Origin of the sequence: Streptomyces sp. GB4-14 (assembly GCF_022696125.1) — a bacterium.
GTDB lineage: Bacteria > Actinomycetota > Actinomycetes > Streptomycetales > Streptomycetaceae > Streptomyces > Streptomyces werraensis.
The window spans coordinates 356882-377164 of record NZ_RZHO01000001.1 but is presented as its reverse complement, the minus strand read 5'-3'; the positions used below and the strand labels follow the sequence as shown (position 1 = coordinate 377164).

The following is a 20283-nucleotide window of genomic DNA, read 5'->3' as shown; positions in this document are numbered from 1 at the left end:
ACCTCGGCAGGCGGCCGTCCGGGTTCGGGGGGGGAGTCCGGTGGTCAGAGTTCGGCGGTCAGAGTTCGGCGGTCAGGGACAGGTCGATCTCGTCGTCGCTCATCTGCGAGATCAGCTCCAGCAGACGGCGTTCCACCTCGGCGGCGAGCCGCTCCACCGTGGGGTGTTCGAACAGGTCGCGGACCTGGAAGGGACAGTCGAAGGCGGTCCGCAGCCGGGAGGCGACCGACACCGCGCGCAGGGAGTGGCCGCCCAGCGCGAAGAAGTCGTCGTGGACGCCGACCCGGGGCAGGTCGAGGACCTCGCACCAGATCTGGGCGACCACGGTCTCGGCCGGCGTCCGCGGCGGCACCAGGGTGGGCGCCTCGCGGGGCTCCGGCTCGGGCAGCGCCTTGGCGTTCAGCTTGCCCTGGACGGTCAGCGGCAGGGCGTCGAGCAGGACGAACGCCGAGGGGACGAGGTAGTGGGGCAGCTGGGCCCGGCAGTGGGCGGCCAGGGACTCCTCCAGCAGGCCGTCCCCGGCGACGTAGCCGACCAGCGCGGGTTCGCCGTGCAGGGTGCGCACGACGACGGCCGCGCCGCGCACGCCGGGGTGGGCGCGCAGGACGGCCTCGGCCTCGCCGGGTTCGACGCGGAAGCCCCGGATCTTGACCTGGTCGTCGTTACGGCCGAGGAACTCCAGCTCCCCGTTGGGCAGTCGGCGCCCCACGTCACCGGTGCGGTAGGCCCGGGCGCCGGGTCCGCCGTGCGGGTCCGGCACGAACCGCTCGGCCGTCAGGGCGGGCCTGCCGAGATAGCCGCGCGCCAACTCCGGGCCACCGATGAGGAGCTCGCCGGGCACGCCGTGCGGGGCCAGGTCGCCGCGCGCGTCGACGACGTAGGTGCGCCGGCTGCCCAGCGCCCGTCCGATGGGCACCCGGCCGTCCGGCCGGGCCCGCAGGGTGTGCGCGGTGGCGGAGATGACGGCCTCGGTGGGCCCGTAGGTGTTGACGACCGCGACGCCGGGCAGGTGGGCGAACCAGCGCTCGAGCGGGTCGGCGGGCAGCGCCTCTCCGCCGGTCACCAGCAGCCGCAGGGTGCGTAGCCGGGGCGCCATGGTGTCCAGGCGGGCGACGACCTCGGCCCAGTACGACGGGGTGAGCTCCATGACGGTGATCCCGGCCTCGGCGACGCGTTCGGCCAGCTCCTCGGGGGCCCAGATCTCGTCGGGCCGCACCTGCACGCTCGCTCCGACGCTCAGCGCGGGCAGGATCTGTTCGAGCGAGGCGTCGAAGGAGGTCGAGGCGAAGGTGAGCACCCGGTCCCGGTCGGTCAGCGCGAACAGCTCGCGAGCGGCGGCGACATGGGCGTCCAGGGCGTGGTGTGGGACGCCGACGGCCTTGGGCCTGCCGGTGGAGCCCGAGGTGAAGATGACGTAGGCGAGGTCGTCGGGCCCGGGGGTGTGGCGCGGACCGTCGGTGCGGGGCGGCGCGTCGTCGAGGTCGACGCGGCGCGCGTCCAGGGCGTCCACGGTGGAGCGGGTGGCCGCGTCGCACAGGACGTGCCGCACCCCTGCCTCCCGGAGCATGTGCTCCAGCCGCCGGGCCGGCAACCGGGGGTCGAGCGGGACGTAGACGCCGCCCGCCCGCCAGACGGCGAGCATGGCCGTGACCGCTCCGACACCCCGGCTCACGCACACCCCGACCGGATCGGCCGGGGAGACGCCCGCGGCCACGAGTGCGGCCGCGATCCCCCCGCTGCGGGCGTCGAGCGCGCGGTAGGTGAGGGTGGTCCCCTCGCAGGCGAGGGCCGTGGCCTCCGGTCGGCCCTCCACCGCGAAGGCCGGCGCCTGCGGGGCGTCCTGGCCCGCGGCGGCGAGCAGGTCGCGGTGCTCCTGCGGCGAGAGCAGGGGCGCTTCGTCGACGCGGGTGTGCGGGGCGTCGACGAGGGTTCGCAGGAGGCGTCCGACGTGTTCGGCGAAGCGGACCGCGGTGGCCTCCTCGAACAGGTCGGCCGCGTACTCCACGTTGAGGGCGAACCCGGCGTCCCGGACCACGAAGGTCGCGGTGAGGTCGAACTTGGCCGAACTCCACGGCAGGGCGAGGTCGGTGGCGTCCAGGCCCGGCAGCGCCGGGCCGCCGCCTGCGGAGTCCTGGACGTCGACCATGACCTGGAAGAGCGGGTTGCGGGAGAGGTCGCGTTCGGGCCGCAGCCGTTCCACGACCTTCTCGAACGGCACCTCCTGGTGACCGAAAGCGCCGAGGACGACGTCCCGCACGCGGTCGACGAGACCGGCGAGGGTCGGCCGTCCGGACAGGTCGGTACGCAGGACGACCGTGTTGACGAAGAAGCCGACCAGCGGCTCCAGTTCGAGCCGGTCGCGGCCCGCGACGGGGGTGCCGACGCAGATGTCGTCCTGTCCGGTCCAGCGGGCGAGCACGGCCTGCGCGGCGGCGAGCAGCACCATGAAGCGGCTGGCCCCGTGCTCCCGCGCCAGGTCGTCGACCCGGCCGACGAGGTCGTGGGGCAGGTCGATCTCGACGGCTCCTCCCCGGCCGGTGAACGCGGCGGGGCGGGGCCGGTCGGTGGGCAGGTCGAGCACGGGAGCGCCGTCGAGCGCGGCTTCCCAGTAGGCGAGTTGGGGCTCCATGGCGCCGCTGTCGGCGCGGTCGCGCTGCCAGACGGCGAAGTCGCCGTACTGCACGGGCAGCGGCGGCAGCGCGGCGCTCTCGCCCCGCAGGCGGGCGTGGTAGTGCCGGGCGAGTTCGTCGAGCAGGACGTTCTTGGACCAGCCGTCGGTCACCGCGTGGTGCAGGCTGATCAGGACGACGTGGTCGTCCTCGGCGAGTTCCCACACGCCTGAGCGCAGCAGGGGCGGCCGGGCGAGGTCGAACCGGCGGGTGGCGAAGGCCGCGGCGCGCGGGCGCAGTCCGGCCACGCGGTCGCGTCCCTCGGCGGCCTCGGGCGCCCGCTCCCAGTGCAGCGGCACGCCGACCGGCGGGCAGACCTCCTGGACGGGGCGTCCCTCGCGCTCGATGAGGGCGGTGCGCAGCACCTCGTGGCGGGCGACCAGGTCGTCCAGGGCCTGCTGCCAGGCGGTGCGGTCCAGTCCGCCGCGCACCCGCCAGCAGTACCAGAGGAGGTAGGACTCGCCGGTGTCGGAGGTGCGGTCCAGGAACCACAGCCGCTCCTGTGCGAAGGACAGCGGCAGGGGCCGGTCGCGGTCGACGGGCGCCACGTCGGCGGCCCCCGGGACCCGGGCGCCGGCCACGACGGGCGCGAAGCCGCGGACGGTGGGGTGTTCGAAGACGGTGCGCAGCTCCACCTCGCGGCCCAGGCGCTGGGCGATCCGGGAGACGGCCATGGTGGCGAGCAGGGAGTGTCCGCCGAGGTCGAAGAAGCTGTCGTCGAGTCCGACCCGGTCCAGGCCGAGGACGTCGGCCCACACCTCGGCGACGACCCGTTCGGTCTCGTCGCGCGGCGCGGCGTAGGCGGGCCCGGAGGCGCCGCGGGTGTGCGCGGGGTCGGGCAGCGCGGAGCGGTCGAGCTTGCCGGAGACGCCGACGGGCAGCGCGTCCAGGACGACGAAGTCCGAGGGCACGGCGTGCTGCGGGAGGTGGCGGGCGCACCAGGCGCGCAGGGCGGCGCGGTCGGGGGCCGGGCCGGCGCCCTCGGCGGGCACGACGTAGCCGATCAGGCTGCGGCCGGTGGCGCGGTCGGGGCGGGCGGCGGCCTGGGCGACCTCGGGACAGGCCCGCAGCACCGTCTCGACCTCTCCGAGTTCGATGCGGAAGCCGCGGATCTTGACCTGGTCGTCGCGGCGCCCGAGGAACTCCAGTTCCCCACTCGCGGTCCAGCGCACGATGTCGCCGGTGCGGTAGAGGCGTCCGCCGGGCGGGCCGAACGGGTCGGGCACGAAGCGGTCGGCGGTCAGGGCGGGCATCCCGAGGTAGCCGCGTGCCACCTCGGTGCCGCCGATGAGGAGTTCGCCTCCGACGCCGACGGGCACGGGTTCGCCGTCGCCGTCGACGACGTACACGCGCCGCTCCCCCAGCGGCCGGCCGATGGGCACGGTGTGGGCGGGCGGGTCGTCGGCGTCGTAGGTCGTGGCGGTGACGGTGGTCTCGGTCGGGCCGTAGGCGTTGCAGACGCGGACGTGGGGGACGGCGGCGCGCCACGCGGCGAGGGTGTCGGGCGGGACGCTCTCGCCGCCGAGGACCAGCAGCCGCAGGCCGCGCAGCCGGGCTGCGAGCCGGCGGTCGAGGGAGAGGGTCAGCTCCGCCCAGTAGGTGGGCGGCACGTTGACGACGGTCAGGCCGTGCCGCTCGACGATCTCGGGGACCTGGGTGGGCAGCCACGGTTCGTCGGGCCGCATGACGACGCGCGCACCGGTGGTGAGGGCGGGCAGGACCTGGTCGAGGGAGGCGTCGAAGGAGAACGAGGCGAAGGCCAGGACGCGGTCGGCGGCGGTGATGCCGAGGCGTTCGCGGGCGGCGGCCACGTGCGAGGCGAGGGCGGCGTGCTCGACGCCGACGGCCTTGGGGCGGCCGGTGGATCCGGAGGTGAAGATGATGTGGGCCAGCTCCCTCGGATGGGGCCGGCGCCGGGGACCGTCGGCGTCGGGGGCGACGGCGCCGGTGTCGAGGAGGACGGGGGCGAGACCGTCGGCGTCGGCCGCGGTCGCCGCGTCGGTGAGGACGCAGGCGAGGCGGGCCTGTCGCGCCATGTACCGCAGTCGCTCGGCGGGGAGTTCGGGGTCGAGGGGCACATAGGCGCAGCCGGCGCGCCAGATGCCCTCGACGGCGGCGACCGACCACGGCCCCCGGCGCAGCAGCACGCCTACGGCGCCGCCGGGTTCGACCCCCGCCTCCCGCAGGGCGGCGGCCAGTCCTCCGGTCATGGCGTCGAGTTCGGCGTAGGTGACGTTCTGGTCGCCGCAGCTCAGCGCGATCGCCGTGGGGTCGCCGGAGAAGGCGAGATCGGGCGCCGGGCCGGCGGGGCGGTCGGGGGCGCGGTGCCAGTCGGGGCGGGGCTGGGCGAGGGCGCCCGGTCGCGTGGGAAGCGCGCGGAGCAGCTCCCGCAAGGGGGTTTCGGGGGCGGCCAACACCGCCCGTACCAGGGCGACGTACGCCTGGGCGAAGGCGCGCATGGTGGCGGCGTCGAACAGGGCGGTGGCGTACTGGAGCAGGGCGGCGATGCTGCCGTCGGCGCGCAGGGTGAGGTCGAGGAAGACGTCCAACGGCGTCTCGGACAACGGCGGTTCGACCAGACCGACGTTCAGGCCGGGCATCCGTACCGGCTGGATCGGCGCGTTGAGGAGGGTGAACGAGGCCTGCGCCAGGGGGTGTCGGGACAGGTCGCGGGATCCGCCGACGGCACCGACGACGAGGTCGAAGGGCGCCTCGGCGTGTGCGAGGTCGACGGGGACCCGGCGGCGCACCCGGTCGAGCAGTCCGGCGAAGTCCGGGGCGCCGGCGAGGTGGGTGCGCAGGACGACGGTGTTCACCAGAGGGCCGATGAGTCCGGCGGCGTCGGGCCGGGAGCGTTCGGCGAGGGTGCTGCACACGGCGACGTCGTCGCGGCCCGCCCAGTGTCCGAGCAGCACCTGGTAGGCGGTGAGCAGGAACATGTAGCGGGTGGCTCGGCGGGAGCGGGCGTAGGTGTCGACAGCGGCGACCACGTCGGCGGGCAGGTCGAACCGGACGACGTCGCCGGATCCGTCCCAGGTGCGCGGTCGCGGGCGGTCGGTCGGCAGGTCCAGCGGGGTGAGCCCGGACAGCCGCTCACGCCAGTGCGCGAGCATCCGCTTCAGACGCGGCCCGCTCAGGCGCTCCGTCTGGGCCCGGGCGAGGTCGCTGTAGGAGACGGCGGGTGCGGCGACGGCGTCCCCCCGGTACCCGGCGGCCAGCTCCTCCAGCAGCACGCCCCAGGACCAGCCGTCCACGGCGATGTGGTGCACCTCGACGAGCAGCAGGTGCTCGTCTGGGGCGACGCGGGCGAGGACGGCGCGGACAGGGTGCTGCGCGGCGAGGTCGACGGGGCGCCCGAGGAACCGGTCGTACAGCTCCTGCGGGCCGCTGACCTCGACGCGCTCCAGGGCGACGCCGGCCGGGGCGTCGACCACCTGCACGGGTTCGCCGTCGACGGCGGTGAACCGCGAGCGCAGCACCTCGTGCCGGTCCACGATCGCCGACAGCGAGCCGTGCAGCCGCTCCACGTCCAGGGCCCCGCTCAACCTCAGCACCAGCGGCAGCATCGACCCGGTGGAGGAACCGGCGAGCTGGTCCATGAACCACAGTCGGCGCTGGGCGAAGGATGCGGTGCGGATGTCGAGGCCGTCCAGAGCCCTCTCCGGGGCCGGTCCTGCTGTCACTGTGAGCCTCCAAGCCGTGTTTTCCAGCAGACTGCCGTCGGCGGGGCGGGGCTCCATAGGGAAGAAGACGCAGCACCGGACGCAGACCGGGTTGCCGGAGCGGGGTCTGGCGGGCGGCAGCGGGAGGTCGGAGGCCGGCGCGGGGATGTCCGGGTGCGCGACCACCGGAACCCCGTCGAGATCGACGGTCACCGTCCCGCCCGCGCGAGGTCCAGGGTGGGGGCGTTGGCAACCGACGACAACGCCGCTGGGGGTGCCCCCACGCCCGTTCAGGGCAGTGAGGGAGTGCGTGCCGGACCCCGCGACGCCGGGATGTCGTGATGGTCGAGGTGGGGCGGTCCAGGCGTCAGGCGATCTCGGCGTAGGCGAGGCCGTCGGCCAGTCCCAGCGAGATCTGCCGGCGTTCCTGCTGAGTGAGCCTGCCTCCCGGAATCGCGGCCTCCTTCCGTGTGCTGTGGCGCCCCGAGCATAGCGTTCACCTTCATATCATTGCAATGAACCTCTGGACGGGCGTTGCGTTATCCGAGAGACCGTTGCAACGAAATAGCGGCTCTGAGCTGGCTATTTCTCTGATACATGCAACATATGTGTTGCCCAGGTCGTGAATGCAACGTAGCGTTTCTGTCATCGGAAACGGAACGGCGAAGGAGAGCACCATGCCGCAGTTCGACACTCCCACCCAGGTCTCGGCCGTCATCGACATCCCCGCCGGGCACATCCGGTTCATCGCCGCCGACCGCACCGACACCGTCGTCGAGGTTCTGCCCGCCGACGCCTCCAAGAGCCGCGACGTGAAGGCGGCGGAGCAGATCGCGGTCTCCTACGGCGACGGCGTCCTGCGCATCGAGGCCGCGCCGGTGAAGAACCGGGTCCTCGGCACCTCGTCCGGCGCCGTCGAGGTGACCGTTCAGCTGCCCTCCGGGTCCAGCGTCGAGGGCAAGGCGGCCGCCGCCGAACTGCGGGGCGTGGGACGGCTCGGGGACGTCGCCTTCCAGGGCGCCCAGAGCTCGGTCAAGATCGACGAGGCCGCGGGCGTCCGCCTGGAGCTCATGGCCGGGGACGTCTCGCTCGGCCGCCTGGGCGGTCCCGCACAGATCAGCGTCCAGAAGGGCGACATCCGCATCGCCGAAGCCACCCGCGGCAAGGTCACGCTGCGCACCGAGCAGGGCGAGATCTCCGTCGGCGCCGCCCGCGGGGTCTCCGCGACCCTCGACGCCGGCACCACCTACGGCCGCGTCAGCAACTCGCTCCAGAACGCCGACGGCGCCACCGCCGAACTGAACATCCACGCAACCACCGCCTACGGCGACATCAGCGCCCACAGCCTCTAAGGAGCCCCGCCATGACCAACCCGGCCATCGCCGCCCACGGACTGCGCAAGTCGTACGGCGACAAGACCGTCCTCGACGGCGTCGACCTGACCGTCACCGAGGGAAGCGTGTTCGCGCTGCTCGGCCCGAACGGGGCGGGCAAGACCACCGCCGTCAAGATCCTGTCCACCCTCATCACCGCCGACGGCGGACAGGCCCAGGTCGCCGGACACGACCTCACCGCCGACCCTCAGGCCGTACGCGCCGCGATCGGCGTCACCGGCCAGTTCTCCGCCGTGGACGGCCTGATCACCGGCGAGGAGAACATGCTCCTCATGGCCGACCTGCACCACCTCTCCAAGGCCGAGGGCCGACGGGTCACCGCCGAACTGCTGGAACGCTTCGACCTCGCCGACGCCGCGAAGAAGCCCGCCTCCACCTACTCCGGCGGCATGAAACGCCGACTCGACATCGCCATGACCCTGGTCGGCAGCCCGCGCATCATCTTCCTCGACGAACCCACCACCGGCCTCGACCCCCGCGCCCGCCACAACATGTGGCAGATCATCCGCGAACTCGTCACCGGCGGCGTCACCGTCTTCCTCACCACCCAGTACCTGGAGGAAGCCGACCAACTCGCCGACCGCATCGCAGTCCTCCACAACGGCAAGCTCGCCGCCGAAGGCACCGCCGACGAGCTCAAGCGCCTCATCCCCGGCGGACACGTCCGCCTCCGCTTCACCGACCCCATCGCCTACCGCGAAGCCACCCGCACCCTCGACGACGCCGCCCACGACGACGACGCCCTCACCCTCCACATCCCCAACGACGGCAGCCAAGGCGCCCTGCGCGGCCTCCTCGACCACCTCGACACCGCCGGCATCCAAGCCGACAAACTCACCGTCCACACCCCCGACCTGGACGACGTCTTCTTCGCCCTCACCGGCGACACCACCGTCACCCGCACCGACCAGCCCAAGGAGGCCGTCCGATGAGCACCCTCTCCCTCGCCGTACGCGACTCGACCACCATGCTGCGCCGCAACCTGCTCCACGCCCGCCGCTACCCGTCCATGACCCTGAACCTGCTGCTCACACCGATCATGCTGCTCCTGTTGTTCGTCTACATCTTCGGCGACGCCATGAGCGCGGGCATCGACGGCGGCGACCGCTCCGACTACATCGCCTACATCGTCCCGGGCCTGCTGCTGATGACCATCGGCAGCACCACAATCGGCACCGCCGTCTCCGTCTCCAACGACATGACCGAGGGCATCATCGCCCGCTTCCGCACGATGGCCATCCACCGCGGCTCCGTCCTCGTCGGACACGTCATCGGCAGTGTCCTCCAGGCCCTCGTCAGCCTGGTCCTGGTCGGACTGATCGCCCTCGCCATCGGCTTCCGCTCCAACGACGCCACCGCTCTCGAATGGCTGGCGGCGCTCGGTCTGGTGGCGTTCTTCACCCTGGGCCTCACCTGGATCGCGGTCGGGATGGGCATGGGCAGCCCCAACGCCGAGGCCGCCAGCAACAGCGCCATGCCGCTGATCCTGCTGCCCCTCATCTCCAGCGCCTTCGTCCCGGTGGACTCCATGCCGGGCTGGTTCCAGCCGATCGCCGAGTACCAGCCGTTCACGCCCGCCATCGAGACCCTGCGCGGCCTCCTCCTCGGCACCGAGATCGGCCACAACGGCTGGCTCGCCGTCGCCTGGTGCCTGGCCCTGACCGTCCTCGGCTACTGCTGGGCGCAGGCGCAGTTCAACCGCGACCCCAAATAAGCGGTGTGGGCAACGCGCACCACTCCCGACCGCCCACCCCGGCCCGGCACCACGCCCCGAAGGCCCGTCGCAGTCACCTCCCGGGTGACCAGCGGCGGGCCTTCGGCGTCGGCTGCGACGGCCGGCTTCACAGCGGCAGGGTTATGCCCAACTGCTGCATCGCGCTGGACGGCGGTCCGCCTTCGGACCGCTCGGTCTTGTAGCCCTTGACGCAGGCTTCCAGCGTCCGCGGGTCGACGGCCTCGGCAGGGGCGCTCTTGGCGTAGAGGCCGTCGGGCTGGCTGTCGCGGTCGTGGGGCAGGAGCCAGAAGACACGGCGGCGGAAGGTGCCGGAGGCCCGGGACGCCTTGGCCGTGGGGCCGAGGATGGCGTAGCCGACCATACGACCGTCACGGTGGTAGGCGGGCTTGCCCTTCCGGGTGGGGAGTCGGTCCAGGCTCTGGCGAACGTAGTCGAGGTCGTCGATGTCCTCCAGCCAGACCAGCTGGCTCTCGTGACTGATCTCGTCCTCGGTGATCAGGGAGCTCATGCGCCTGAAGCCCTTTCCTGGTCCGTGAGCAGGCCGATGCCTGGATAGTGCTTGCGCTGGTTGGAAAGGATCATCTCCTTGGGCGAGGCCAGTCCCACGAGTTCCCGGGTACGGGCCGCGAACGCCCTTGAGGACATGACCGGTGCCCCTTCATTCTGGCACCAGGTCTTGTAGGCGGCGTAGAGCGCCGTCTGTTCCGCGCGCAGATCAGGTGCCAGCACGCAGCTTTCTTCGTAGAAGCGGCCGGTGTGGTCCTCGGTCTCCGCGTACGCGGTGGTGGCGATGCGTACGCGTTCAGGGCCGGTGAGGTCACGGTCACCTGCGAGGTAGCGGCGTGCGCCGTCGATGAGCCAGCCCAGGATGCCGGGGCCCTCCTCGGTGACGAGGATGTCGGCGAGGTTGTCGATCTTCCGGTGGTCGGGGACGACGCGTTCGAAGGGGATCAGCCGCATCCGGCGCCAGAAGGCGAAGCCGCCGGTGCCGACCTCGGGACGGTGGTTGCCCAGCAGCCACAGCTTGTGCGTCGGCTGGAAGCTGAAGAAGTCCTGCCGCATCCGACGCGCCTTGATGCGGTCACCACCGGTGAGGAGTTTGACCCGGGCCTCGTCGAACTTGTCACCGGGCTTGACCTCGGAGCAGACGATGACGCGGCGCCCGTGCAGTTCCGCCAGGTCGGTGGGGTGGCCCTCGTAGGGACGCGCCATCAGGAAGCCCGGCGGCGCGGCGTCGGCGTAGTCCCCGAGGAGCTTCATCAGCACATCGAGGAGGACGGACTTGCCGTTCTTGCCGGAACCGAACAGGAACGGCAGCACCTGGGCGCCCACATCGCCGGTGACCGAGTACCCGAGCAGGAGTTGCAGGTAGTCGATCATTTCCCGGCCTTCGGCGTCGTCGCCGAAGGTGTCGGTCAGGAACCTCTCCCAGCGGGGCGTGGGGTTGTGCAGAGGGCCCACGGTCGTGGAGCGGGAGTGGAAGTCCTTGTTGGGGTCGGGGGACTTGAGAAGACCCGTGCGCAGGTCGACGATGCCGTCCGGGGTGCACAGCGCGTACGGGTCGGCGTCCAGACGAGCCGCGTTGAGCACCATGCCGGGCGCCGACCTCGCCTGCGCCAGCATCGCGTTGATACCCGCGGTGGACAGGCTCCGGCGACGGTGGGTCTGCAGGGCGGTGGTGGTGAAGGTGCCCCGAGGGTCGTGGGTGGCGATGCTCTCGGCGAGGTCGCCGGCGGCCCACAGGACAGTGTCGTCCTCGTCCATCTGCCAGCGGGTGGTGTCCCACCGGTACCAGCCGATGCCGGGAACGTGCCGGTAGTCGTTGGCGTAGAGCCTGACGAAGAGCTTGGCGTTGCCTCGGTCGGAGAGGGTGTCGGGCAGCAGCCCGTTGGCCGTCGCCTCCCCCACCGGACTGTGGGGGGCGTCGGCCTGGGCGGGCCGGGGCACGGCCGCGGTGCCCTGCGCACGGATCTGCGCGGCGACGGCTTCGGGATCGAACTGGAAGAGCGCTTCGGGCCTGGGGGACGTCACTGGCGCCTCCCGTTGTCATGGAGCGGCCGGTTCAAGCCTGCGGTGAGGCCGCTGCGGATGATCTGCCTGATGCGTCGCTCCTGTCCGGGGCGGGCCTCGGTCGCGGCCCGCAGGAGGGCTTGCTCAGCTTCCTCGCGGGCCACGCGGCCGGCTGCGACGAGCCCGCCGAGCGTGTACGCGGCGCGGTTGAGGGTGTCCGAGAACCCTGCCCCTTCGGGCACCTGCCCGCAAGCCTCGACGGGGGCCAGGACCGAGGCGAGGACGTGCTGCTCGCGTCCGCCGCCGCCCGCGGCGAGCACCGCCTGCCTGGCCCTGGGCGGGACCGGCCTGGGGGCGGGGATGTTGGGGGCGGGCAGGTGCCCGGTGCGTTCGAGTTCCTGGGCGAGCCACAACGGGAGCGCCGCCGGTTCGCGGACGGTGCCGAGGGGGGTGTAGACGCCCTGCCGGGTAGCGGTGCCGGGGGCGATGATGTAGCTGCCGTGGGCCCGGACGTCGACCTGCCAGGCCAGTGCCCGGCCGGGGCTGGAGCCGACGGAGGACTGCCAGCGGCGGCCGTCGCCGACCCGGTACCAGACGTGGAGCCCGCCGGAGGGGGTACGGACGCGCAGCGTGGACGCGTCGTCGGCAGGGCTGGGCTGTCCCCGCAGTGCGGCCAGGACGGCGAGGGTGTGAAAGCCGTTGGCCAGACCGGTGAGGTCGATGTGGTCGGCGATGGGGATGCCCGGCAGGATCCGGTCCCGGGTGGGCGGCTGGACGGGGTGGGCGTCGATGTCGAGGACGACGAGTCCGGCCCCGCCGCAGGAGACTCCGATACCGAACTTGGGGTTGCTCCCCCACCACTGCTGGATGCGGTCCTGATCCAGGGTGGCGGAGTGGAACCCGTGGCACCAGCGGCCCGCGGGGATGCAGGGGCAGTCGGCGGGGGTGTGCGGGTGTGCGCGACAGTCGCTGCAGTTCGCCACGGGGGTCTTGCGACCGGCGGCGAGGGGATGCACCGGCCAGCCCCTGCGGGCACACCAACGTGCGGTGGCCAGGGAGAGCTCAGCGACTGAAGTCTTCGGGGCGCGCCGCTGTGAGTCGCTGCGAGAAAGCCGCAGCTCAGCAGGCATCTCTCTCCCCCATCAGCGACTGAAGCGACTCAACGATGGACACAGACTAGCGAACGTGGCCGGTGAGGTCATGGAGCCTGGGGAAAAGTCCTGCGACGCCGTGTCGATGGGGCCGGATGACGCTCTTCAGCTACCGAGACTCAAGCCCAGCGACTCAAGGGCGTTGGGTCGCTGTCTGAGTCGCTTAAAGAAACCGCAGGTCAGATGGTATCTGACCAACCAAACAGCGACTGAAGCGACTGAAGGCTTCTATATATGACGCGCACACGCGCACGCGAATGTCTTCATATACCCGGAACTTCAGTCGCTTCAGTCGCTATTGCGTCTAGAAAACGCCTCTGACCTGGTCTTTTGCCTGAGACTGAAGGCAGCGACCGAGAGTCGCTGAGTCGCTGGTCTTCAGTCTCAGAGAGTCTCAGCGCCCCAAAGAGGCCAGCGACTGAAGCTACCGAAGCGACTGAGGCCCGCCAGCGACTCACAGGACAGCGACTCAAGGACCGGCGACCCGGTCACTCAGGCTCCCCACCACTCCCCCGGTTCGTCTGCGCTGCCTCCGACTCCCCGTGCCCGTAGTGGCCGGTCCTGCCCCCGGGGGATCACCGTGAACCCGGCCGGAACGCGTGGGCTTCGAGCCAGTCCCGGTCGCACCCGCAGTGCTGGGCGTGGTTGCGGGACCACTTGCTCCCAGACGCGGGGTGCCGCATCAGGCGCACCCCTTCGTCTCAGCTCCGGGCCGGGGCGGCCGGGGTGCTCTGCTCCAAGCGGGCACTTAGGGTGGCGGCGAAGTCCTCGGCGCGGGCGAGCTGGATGCGCAGCTTGGCCACCTGCTCGTCGGCGGCCTGCCGGTAGGTCCGCACGCGCTCCAGCAGAGCGTCGCGCTCGTCGGCGTCCAGACCGGTCGCGGCGTCCAGGCGGTCGGTGGCGTCCAGCAGGTCGCGCATCTGCTCCAGTGTGAAGCCGAGGGGTTTCATCCGGCGGATGACCATGAGCCGTGCTACGTCGGTCTCGGTGTAGAGGCGGAAGCCGCCCTGGGAGCGGGCGGAGGGGATGACGAGGCCGGTCTCCTCGTAATGCCGGATGGTGCGCAGGGACAGCTCCGTCCGCGCGGCGACCTCGCCGATCTGCATGAGCTTGGAGTCCATGCCCGTGGTCCTGGCCCTTCTGGTCGTGGCGAGCCGCGTCCCGTACGACCCTCCGAACTCTACTCTAACGTTAGGGTAGAGTTGTTGACGGTGAGGGCGGCCCGGCTGCCCCGCTGCTGTCGTTTCCGGGGCCGATGGCGCCCCCGGCGAAGATCCAGTTCTAGCAGGAGAGAGCGTGCGCGAGCCCATGACGCCGACCGCCTGCGCGCGCCGCCGCCTCGCGTCTGTCTTCCACGACTTCCGGTCCCGTTCAGCGGGCCGTCCGCAGGGTGCCGGCCCGGCCCCCGCGTGTCCTTTCCGTACGCCCCGGCCTGCCGTAGGGGTGTGCCCGAGCCCGACAGGTACGCGTCTCCTTGTCTTCTGCTGCTGTGACTCCCGCCGCGCGTCTGCGCGGCCTCAAGCCGGACTGGCTGAACAACCCGAAGGTCTGGCGCACCGAAATCCTCGCGGGCCTGGTCGTCGCCCTCGCTCTGATCCCCGAGGCAATCTCGTTCTCGATCATCGCCGGGGTCGATCCGGCGGTCGGCCTATTCGCCTCCTTCACCATGGCCGTCGTCATCTCGATCGTCGGTGGACGCCGCGCGATGATCTCCGCCGCGACCGGCGCCGTCGCCTTGGTCATCGCCCCGCTCAACCGTGAGCACGGCCTGGGCTACCTGATCGCCGCCGTCATCCTCGCCGGAGTTTTCCAGGTGATCCTGGGCGCGGTCGGCGTGGCGAAGCTGATGCGGTTCATCCCCCGCTCGGTGATGGTCGGCTTCGTCAACGCGCTCGCCATCCTGATCTTCATGGCCCAGGTCCCCGAGATGAACGACGTGCCCTGGGCCGTCTATCCGCTGATCATCGGTGGCCTGGCCCTGATGGTGTTCTTCCCGAAGATCACCACTGTGATCCCCGCCCCGCTGGTCTCCATCGTCATCCTGACCGTCATCACCGTCGCCGCCGGCATCGCCGTGCCCACCGTCGGCGACAAGGGTGAGCTGCCGTCCTCCCTGCCCGCGCCGGGCCTGCCCGACGTGCCGTTCACCCTCGACACCCTGACGACGATCGCCCCGTACGCGTTCGCGATGGCGCTGGTCGGCCTCATGGAGTCGCTGATGACTGCCAAGCTCGTCGACGACATCACCGACACCCACTCCAACAAGGCCCGCGAGTCCATCGGCCAGGGCGTCGCCAACATCGTCACCGGCTTCTTCGGTGGCATGGGCGGCTGCGCGATGATCGGCCAGACGATGATCAATGTGAAGGTCTCCGGCGCCCGCACCCGCCTGTCCACCTTCCTGGCCGGCTCCTTCCTGATGGTGCTGTGCATCGCCTTCGGCTCGGTGGTCTCCGACATCCCCATGGCCGCCCTCGTGGCCGTCATGATCATGGTGTCCTGCGCGACCTTCGACTGGCACTCCATCGCCCCCAAGACCCTCAAGCGGATGCCCGCGGGCGAGATCGGCGTCATGGTCATCACCGTCGCCGTGGTCGTCGTCACCCACAACCTCGCCATCGGCGTCGTCGTCGGCTCCATCACCGCCATGGTCGTCTTCGCCAAGCGCGTCGCCCACCTCGCCGAGGTCACCGCCGTGGTCGACCCCGAGGGCGCCACGGTCGTCTACCGGGTCACCGGCGAGCTGTTCTTCGCCTCCTCCAACGACCTGGTCGGCCAGTTCTCGTATGCCACCGACCCCGACAAGGTCGTCATCGACCTGTCCGCTGCCCACATCTGGGACGCCTCCTCGGTCGCCGCCCTCGACGCCATCGAGACCAAGTACGCCCAGCGCGGCAAGACCGTCGAGATCATCGGCCTGAACGACCCCAGTGCCGACCTCCACGGCAAGCTCACCGGCGAACTCGTCGGCAGCCACTGACCCCCGTCACACGCCCAGCGGAAGGACGCCGGCCTGCCAGGCCGGGGTCCTTCCCCTTTGCCGTGTCGCCGTGACGCCGAGCCAGAGCACGAGTGGGGCCACCACCGTCGTCCCACACCTCGCCGCGTAGGTCAGCCCCTGCGGTGAGGAGGCGTCAGTGCAGGTCAGGCGGGGGTGTGTTGGGCCTTCACTCCCCCACGAGCCAGCCCTGCACGGCGATTCACATTCTGTGAATCGACCCGGGAAGGGGCATCCTGTTCCTCATGGCATCTCGCAGGAAAGGGTCCCCCGACCCGACGAAGCCGCTGGTCAGGCAGGTCAGAAGGGTCGGTCCGGTGGACGCCCGGGCGCTCGTCGGCGAGCTGCGTCAGTTCCATGAGGAGGCGGAGGATCCCGGCATCGAGCGCATGCCTGCCGACGAGGAGCTCTACGGGGCGCTCCTCTACGCCGAGAAGCGCGCCGGCTCTCTCCGGGCACTGCCGGTGGAGAAGCAGAAGGCGGCCGCTCTGATCCGTGTACTGCTCTGGGAGTTCCTGAGCGAACGCCTGCGCGTCCACCAGAGCACGGCCATCGACGATGCCCGCTCCGCAGGCGCCGAATGGAGGGAACTGGCTCCCGCTTTGGCGGTCGGCACACCAAGTGCCGCCTACAACAAAGCAAGGCGCCTTCAGGCCGGTTCCCTGACCGATGCGGTCCCGGGCACCGGACGGGTGCGGCGCACGCCCGAAGCCGTCAGGCAGGCTGAACGACGTATCGCGGAACACCGGGCCGCCGAGGAACGGGCGCAGGCGGCGGCCCGGCAACGACACCACCTGCTTGCCGGTGCCGCGCAGAGCCTCCTGGACCAACAGGACGCTCTCGTCATGGACGAGGACGTCGAGTACTGGCTCGGCGAAGTCGCGGAAGTTCTCCCCCACTGCACTACGCCCACGCAGATGCTCGGTCTGAGCCGCTACCTGAGTGCGGCGCTGCGCGCCCTGCGCAGACTTGAGCACCGGACGGGCCAGCCATCGGCGAGGACCCACGAGGCGCACGCCGCCTGCGCGGCAGTTGTTTCGGCCTTGGCCGAGTGACGTGAACCGTCCGTTCCCGCACAGGAGCTATTACGGCGTAATAGCTCGTAGGTCGGTCCGGTCAGACCCGTGCCGCGTCTGACCGGACCCCGGTCGGCCAGGGCTGGCTATTACGGCGTAATAGCGGCATCGCCCCCAACGGGCCCTGCTTGCTAACGTGTCGGTGCCACAAAGGATCATGGACGTTAGTAAGGTGTCTTCCATGAGTTCTCCAGCCACCTCCAGCGACCGCGAGAAGGTCGTCTCCAAGCTGCCGGGATGGCTCCGGCAGAACCTCAAGATCAGAGCCGCTCAACACGGCATCGAGATCCAGGCCGCCGTCGAACAGGGCATCAGGGACTGGTGCAGCCTGGCGTCCACCCCGGCAACCATCGACACCTCGGGCGCGGACTCCTTCTCCACCTTCCTGCCGCCGGGCCAGTGGGAGGAGTTCCGTGAGATCGCCACCGATCGCCGTGTCTCCCTGATCCAGGGTCTGGCCCAGTCCGTGCAACTCTGGCTCGACTCCAACCCCGCGCCCGACGTCGACCGTCCCGAGATCACCCGCCGCGTCATCGTCTGCAACCAGAAGGGCGGGGTCGGGAAGACCGCCATCACCGCCGGACTCGGTGAGGCTCTCGCCGAGGACCCCAACACCCTGCACGCCGTGCAGATCGCCAAGGCCCTCGCCAAGGCCCTCCGTGCCAGTGACGCCGAGTTCGACCCCTCGCAGAGCAGCGACCCCCTCGACGTCGAGAACCTTCCCGGTCTCGGACTGCGTGTCCTCCTGGTCGACTTCGACCCGCAGTGCCACCTCACCAACCAGCTCGGCGCCAGCCCTCTGCCCATGAACGGTGACAGCCTCACCAACCACATGGCAGGCGACCCCAAGGGCGATCTCCGCGACCTCATCGTCTCCATCGACGACGACACCTTCAACGGCCGGCTTCACCTGCTGCCCGCCTGCAACGACGCCTTCCTCCTCGACGTCCGCCTGTCCGCCGTACGCGCCAGGGAGGCAGCCCTTGAGCGGGCGCTGGCTCCGCTGGAATCCGATTACGACTTCATCGTCGTCGACTGCCCGCCCAGCCTCGGCCTCAGCATGGACGCGGCCTCCTACTACGGCCGCCGACGTGACGGAGAGAAGCCCGGCCAGTCCGGCGCCCTCATCGTCGTCCAGGCCGAAGACAGCTCCGCCGACGCCTACGAACTGCTCACCACGCAGATCGAAGACCTGCGCAGTGACCTCCAGATCGACATCGACTACCTCGGCATCGTCGTCAACCTCTACGACTCCCGCCGCGGCTATATCGCCACCTCCTCGCTCCAGGGGTGGGTGGACATAAAGGATCCCCGTGTCGTCGGGCTCATCGGAGACCTCAAGGAACAGAAGGAAGCCGTGCGTATGAAGCAGCCCCTGCTGTCGTACGCGCCCAAGTCCCAGCAGGCGATCGGCATGCGCGCGCTGGCCAGGGAGATCGCATGAGCAAGGCCGATCAGCTCGGTGCCGGCCGATTCGGTGGGGGAGCGCGCCCGGTCAGCGCCCGCCGCCAGGCCGTCGCCGCCGCCACCGGGGTCCCCACCGACGGTGTGGCCCCGCCGACGGTGCTTCCCCCGCACCGCATCAGCCTCAACCCCGACAACCCGCGCTCCAGCCTCGGTGACCTCACCGACCTGGCGGGCAGTCTCAAGACCCACGGCCAGAAGCAGGCGATCACGGTCATGAACCGCGACGCCTACATCAAGGCCAATCCGGAGCGCGCGGCGGACCTCGAGCGCGACACCACCCATGTGGTGATCGACGGCAGTAGCCGTCTCGCGGCAGCCCGCGAAGCCGGCCTCGCCGTGCTCAAGGTGATGGTCAGCGACGACCAGGGCAGCACCTCCGAGGAACTCCTCGAATCTGCTCTCGTCGCCAACATCCATCGGCAGGACCTCGAAGAGCTGGACGAAGCGCGTGCCCTGCAACGGCTCCTGGCCATCCATGGCAGCCAGACCGCGCTGGCCAAGCGGCTCCACCGTTCCCAGGGCTGGGTCTCCCAGCGGCTCGCTCTCCTCAACCTCACCCCGGAACTCCAGGCTCGGATCAGCGAAGAGCCCATCGACCTGCTGCGGGCCGTGGGCAACAAGCCGGCCGAGCAGCAGGAGGCGGCGCTCCAGGCGCTGAAGGAGGAGCGGGCCCGGAAGGAAGCCGAGCGGAAGGAACGCAACCGGAAGAAGCCGGTGGAGGAGGCCCGGCCGGAGAGCACGGACGGGGAGAAGGCCGCCGAGAGCTATTACGACGTAATAAGGGACGCCGAGACGAAGGCTCGGGCGGAAGCCGGTCAGGCTACTGACGATCACCCTTCCCCGCAGGCGTCGGCGCAGGCGCGTCCGCAGATGCAGGGTCAGCGTCGGACGAAGGCTCAGCCCCCGGTGCAGGCCCCGGCTCCGGCTGCTCCGGCGCAGCCTCAGTCGGTGCCGGAGCCGCGGACGGACACGCCCGAGTCCCGTGCCGGATCGAAGGGGTCCGGGGACGCGCAGCAGGTCCGCCAGGTGCCGTATGACGAACCGGGTGCTCTCGCGATGCTCCTGGACACGAAGATCGAGAAGGACGACGTCTTCTTCGCCCTCCTGCGCTTCCTCAGCATGAAGGCACTGAAGCGGGACCCGGCTCGTCTGGAGGAACTGGCGCGTGGCTTCGTGGAGCAGTCGGAGCAGTCGAAGCAGTCGGCTGCCAGGGCGGAGTAGCGCGAGAGCGCACCGTCGTGGCAGGCGGGCCGACCGGATGCGGGGTGTGCCGACAGGGCGTATCCTCCCCGGCCGGCCCGCCTACAGTTCGAAGTCGACGTGCCCCACAAGGCTGCCGGCGCGGCGGCCGACGTCCTGGAAGTACACCTCCTTGAGCCCTTCGGCGGTGATCTCCATGAGGCCCCGCTCGCCGGCGCCCTGCTGCTGCGCGTCGAAGAGCCGGGCGGCGTACTGCGGGGGAAGGGCGACGGTCAACTGGCGCAGACGTGCGTCGTCGGTGGTGCCGATGGGAGCGGTGTAGCCGATGCGGGCGCGGGTGTCGAGGACGATGCCGTCGATGGTCGCCGCCCGCTGCCGCGCCCTGGCGCGGACCTGGGGCTGCCAGCGCCTGCACACCTGGCCGTCCTCGACGTCGAGGACCGCGAGCGGACCGTTCTCGAACCGCGGATCGTCACCCGCCGGGACGGTCCGGCCCGCTGCCGGACGACGGGGGCCGACGACTGCCTGACGGTCCGACCCGGCACCGACTCGGCGGTGGGGGAGAGTACCTGTGCCGGCCTGACCTCGGTCGGCGTCGAGGCCGGGGCCGAAGGCCGGGAGCGAGCGGTCCGGGCGGCGGACGCTCCGGTCCCGCGGTCGGGCTGCGGGCCGGAGGAAGCCTGCGGCGCCGGGGCGGACGGCGCGGAGGCCGACGCCCCGCCCGCAGAACGGCTCCTGCGGGGGCACGCCGACGGTGGCACCGGAGGGCGCGGCGGCGGCCTCGGCACCGGAGCCACGCTACCGCGCGAAGGCACCCATGGCGTACATCTCGCGTACGTGATGCGTACGAAAACGCGTACAGGCGTGTCCGTCCCTGCGGCCGATGATCACCGGCGGCGTGCCGCTCGCCCGCCCCGGCGG

12 protein-coding genes and 2 pseudogenes are annotated in these 20283 nt (G+C 71.1%); 7 read left to right on the top strand and 7 right to left on the bottom strand.

Translation table 11 applies throughout. The annotated features are described in order from the left end of the window. Window positions 1–58: 58 nt before the first annotated feature. Together ELQ39_RS01130 and ELQ39_RS01125 are read right to left on the bottom strand one after the other, a co-directional pair. Window positions 59–6352: a non-ribosomal peptide synthetase gene (locus tag ELQ39_RS01130; RefSeq protein WP_242590641.1), complete on the bottom strand. Its 6294-nt coding sequence runs from the start codon at window positions 6350–6352 to the stop codon at window positions 59–61. Window positions 6353–6701: 349 nt separating this feature from the next. Next, window positions 6702–6785 (bottom strand): annotated as a pseudogene (locus ELQ39_RS01125) (MarR family transcriptional regulator); the annotation flags it as partial. 223 nt (window positions 6786–7008) lie between these two features. Here ELQ39_RS01125 and ELQ39_RS01120 point away from each other — a divergent pair. Genes ELQ39_RS01120 through ELQ39_RS01110 form a run of 3 tightly spaced genes read left to right on the top strand, consistent with a single transcriptional unit; the run spans window position 7009 to window position 9439 of the window. Then, a complete protein-coding gene (locus ELQ39_RS01120; RefSeq protein WP_242590640.1) occupies window positions 7009–7683 on the top strand; it encodes a DUF4097 family beta strand repeat-containing protein in 675 nt (224 codons plus the stop codon). An 11-nt stretch (window positions 7684–7694) separates the two neighbouring features. Beyond that, window positions 7695–8657, top strand: a complete 963-nt coding sequence (locus ELQ39_RS01115; protein WP_242590639.1) for an ATP-binding cassette domain-containing protein — start codon at window positions 7695–7697, stop codon at window positions 8655–8657. After that, window positions 8654–9439, top strand: a complete 786-nt coding sequence (locus tag ELQ39_RS01110; RefSeq protein ID WP_225628244.1) for an ABC transporter permease — start codon at window positions 8654–8656, stop codon at window positions 9437–9439. The genes ELQ39_RS01115 and ELQ39_RS01110 overlap by 4 nt, the downstream gene beginning before the upstream one ends. Window positions 9440–9566: 127 nt before the next feature. On the opposite strand, the gene ELQ39_RS01105 is transcribed toward ELQ39_RS01110, so the two are convergent. The 4 genes from ELQ39_RS01105 to ELQ39_RS01090 all read right to left on the bottom strand — a co-directional run bounded on the left by ELQ39_RS01105 (window position 9567) and on the right by ELQ39_RS01090 (window position 13742). Next, entirely contained in the window at window positions 9567–9968 is a 402-nt protein-coding gene (locus ELQ39_RS01105; protein WP_190005829.1) for a DUF6009 family protein, read from the bottom strand. Continuing rightward, window positions 9965–11491: a DNA primase family protein gene (locus ELQ39_RS01100; RefSeq protein WP_190005830.1), complete on the bottom strand. Its 1527-nt coding sequence runs from the start codon at window positions 11489–11491 to the stop codon at window positions 9965–9967. The genes ELQ39_RS01105 and ELQ39_RS01100 overlap by 4 nt, the downstream gene beginning before the upstream one ends. After that, window positions 11488–12486, bottom strand: coding sequence for a bifunctional DNA primase/polymerase (locus ELQ39_RS01095; protein WP_242590638.1), 999 nt, complete (start codon window positions 12484–12486; stop codon window positions 11488–11490). Before ELQ39_RS01095 ends, ELQ39_RS01100 begins: the two co-directional genes overlap by 4 nt. A gap of 836 nt (window positions 12487–13322) precedes the next feature. Beyond that, window positions 13323–13742, bottom strand: a complete 420-nt coding sequence (locus tag ELQ39_RS01090) for a MerR family transcriptional regulator (RefSeq protein WP_242590637.1) — start codon at window positions 13740–13742, stop codon at window positions 13323–13325. Between the two features lie 368 nt (window positions 13743–14110). Between ELQ39_RS01090 and ELQ39_RS01085 the strand changes: the two genes are divergently transcribed. From ELQ39_RS01085 to ELQ39_RS01070, 4 genes are all read left to right on the top strand, one after another. Further along, the gene (locus tag ELQ39_RS01085) at window positions 14111–15601 is read left to right on the top strand and encodes a SulP family inorganic anion transporter (RefSeq protein WP_242590636.1); all 1491 of its coding nucleotides are present in this window, start codon (window positions 14111–14113) and stop codon (window positions 15599–15601) included. Between the two features lie 263 nt (window positions 15602–15864). Beyond that, window positions 15865–16674, top strand: a complete 810-nt coding sequence (locus tag ELQ39_RS01080) for a hypothetical protein (RefSeq protein WP_242590635.1) — start codon at window positions 15865–15867, stop codon at window positions 16672–16674. Window positions 16675–16876: 202 nt separating this feature from the next. After that, window positions 16877–18139 carry a ParA family protein gene (locus ELQ39_RS01075; protein WP_242590634.1) on the top strand — a complete coding sequence of 421 codons (1263 nt, stop codon included), beginning with the start codon at window positions 16877–16879 and terminating at the stop codon, window positions 18137–18139. Next, the gene (locus tag ELQ39_RS01070; protein WP_242590633.1) at window positions 18136–19383 is read left to right on the top strand and encodes a ParB/RepB/Spo0J family partition protein; all 1248 of its coding nucleotides are present in this window, start codon (window positions 18136–18138) and stop codon (window positions 19381–19383) included. Before ELQ39_RS01075 ends, ELQ39_RS01070 begins: the two co-directional genes overlap by 4 nt. Before the next feature lie 81 nt (window positions 19384–19464). Here ELQ39_RS01070 and tpg read toward each other — a convergent pair. After that, window positions 19465–19782: pseudogene (tpg, locus tag ELQ39_RS01065) on the bottom strand (telomere-protecting terminal protein Tpg); the annotation flags it as partial. Window positions 19783–20283 lie beyond the last annotated feature (501 nt).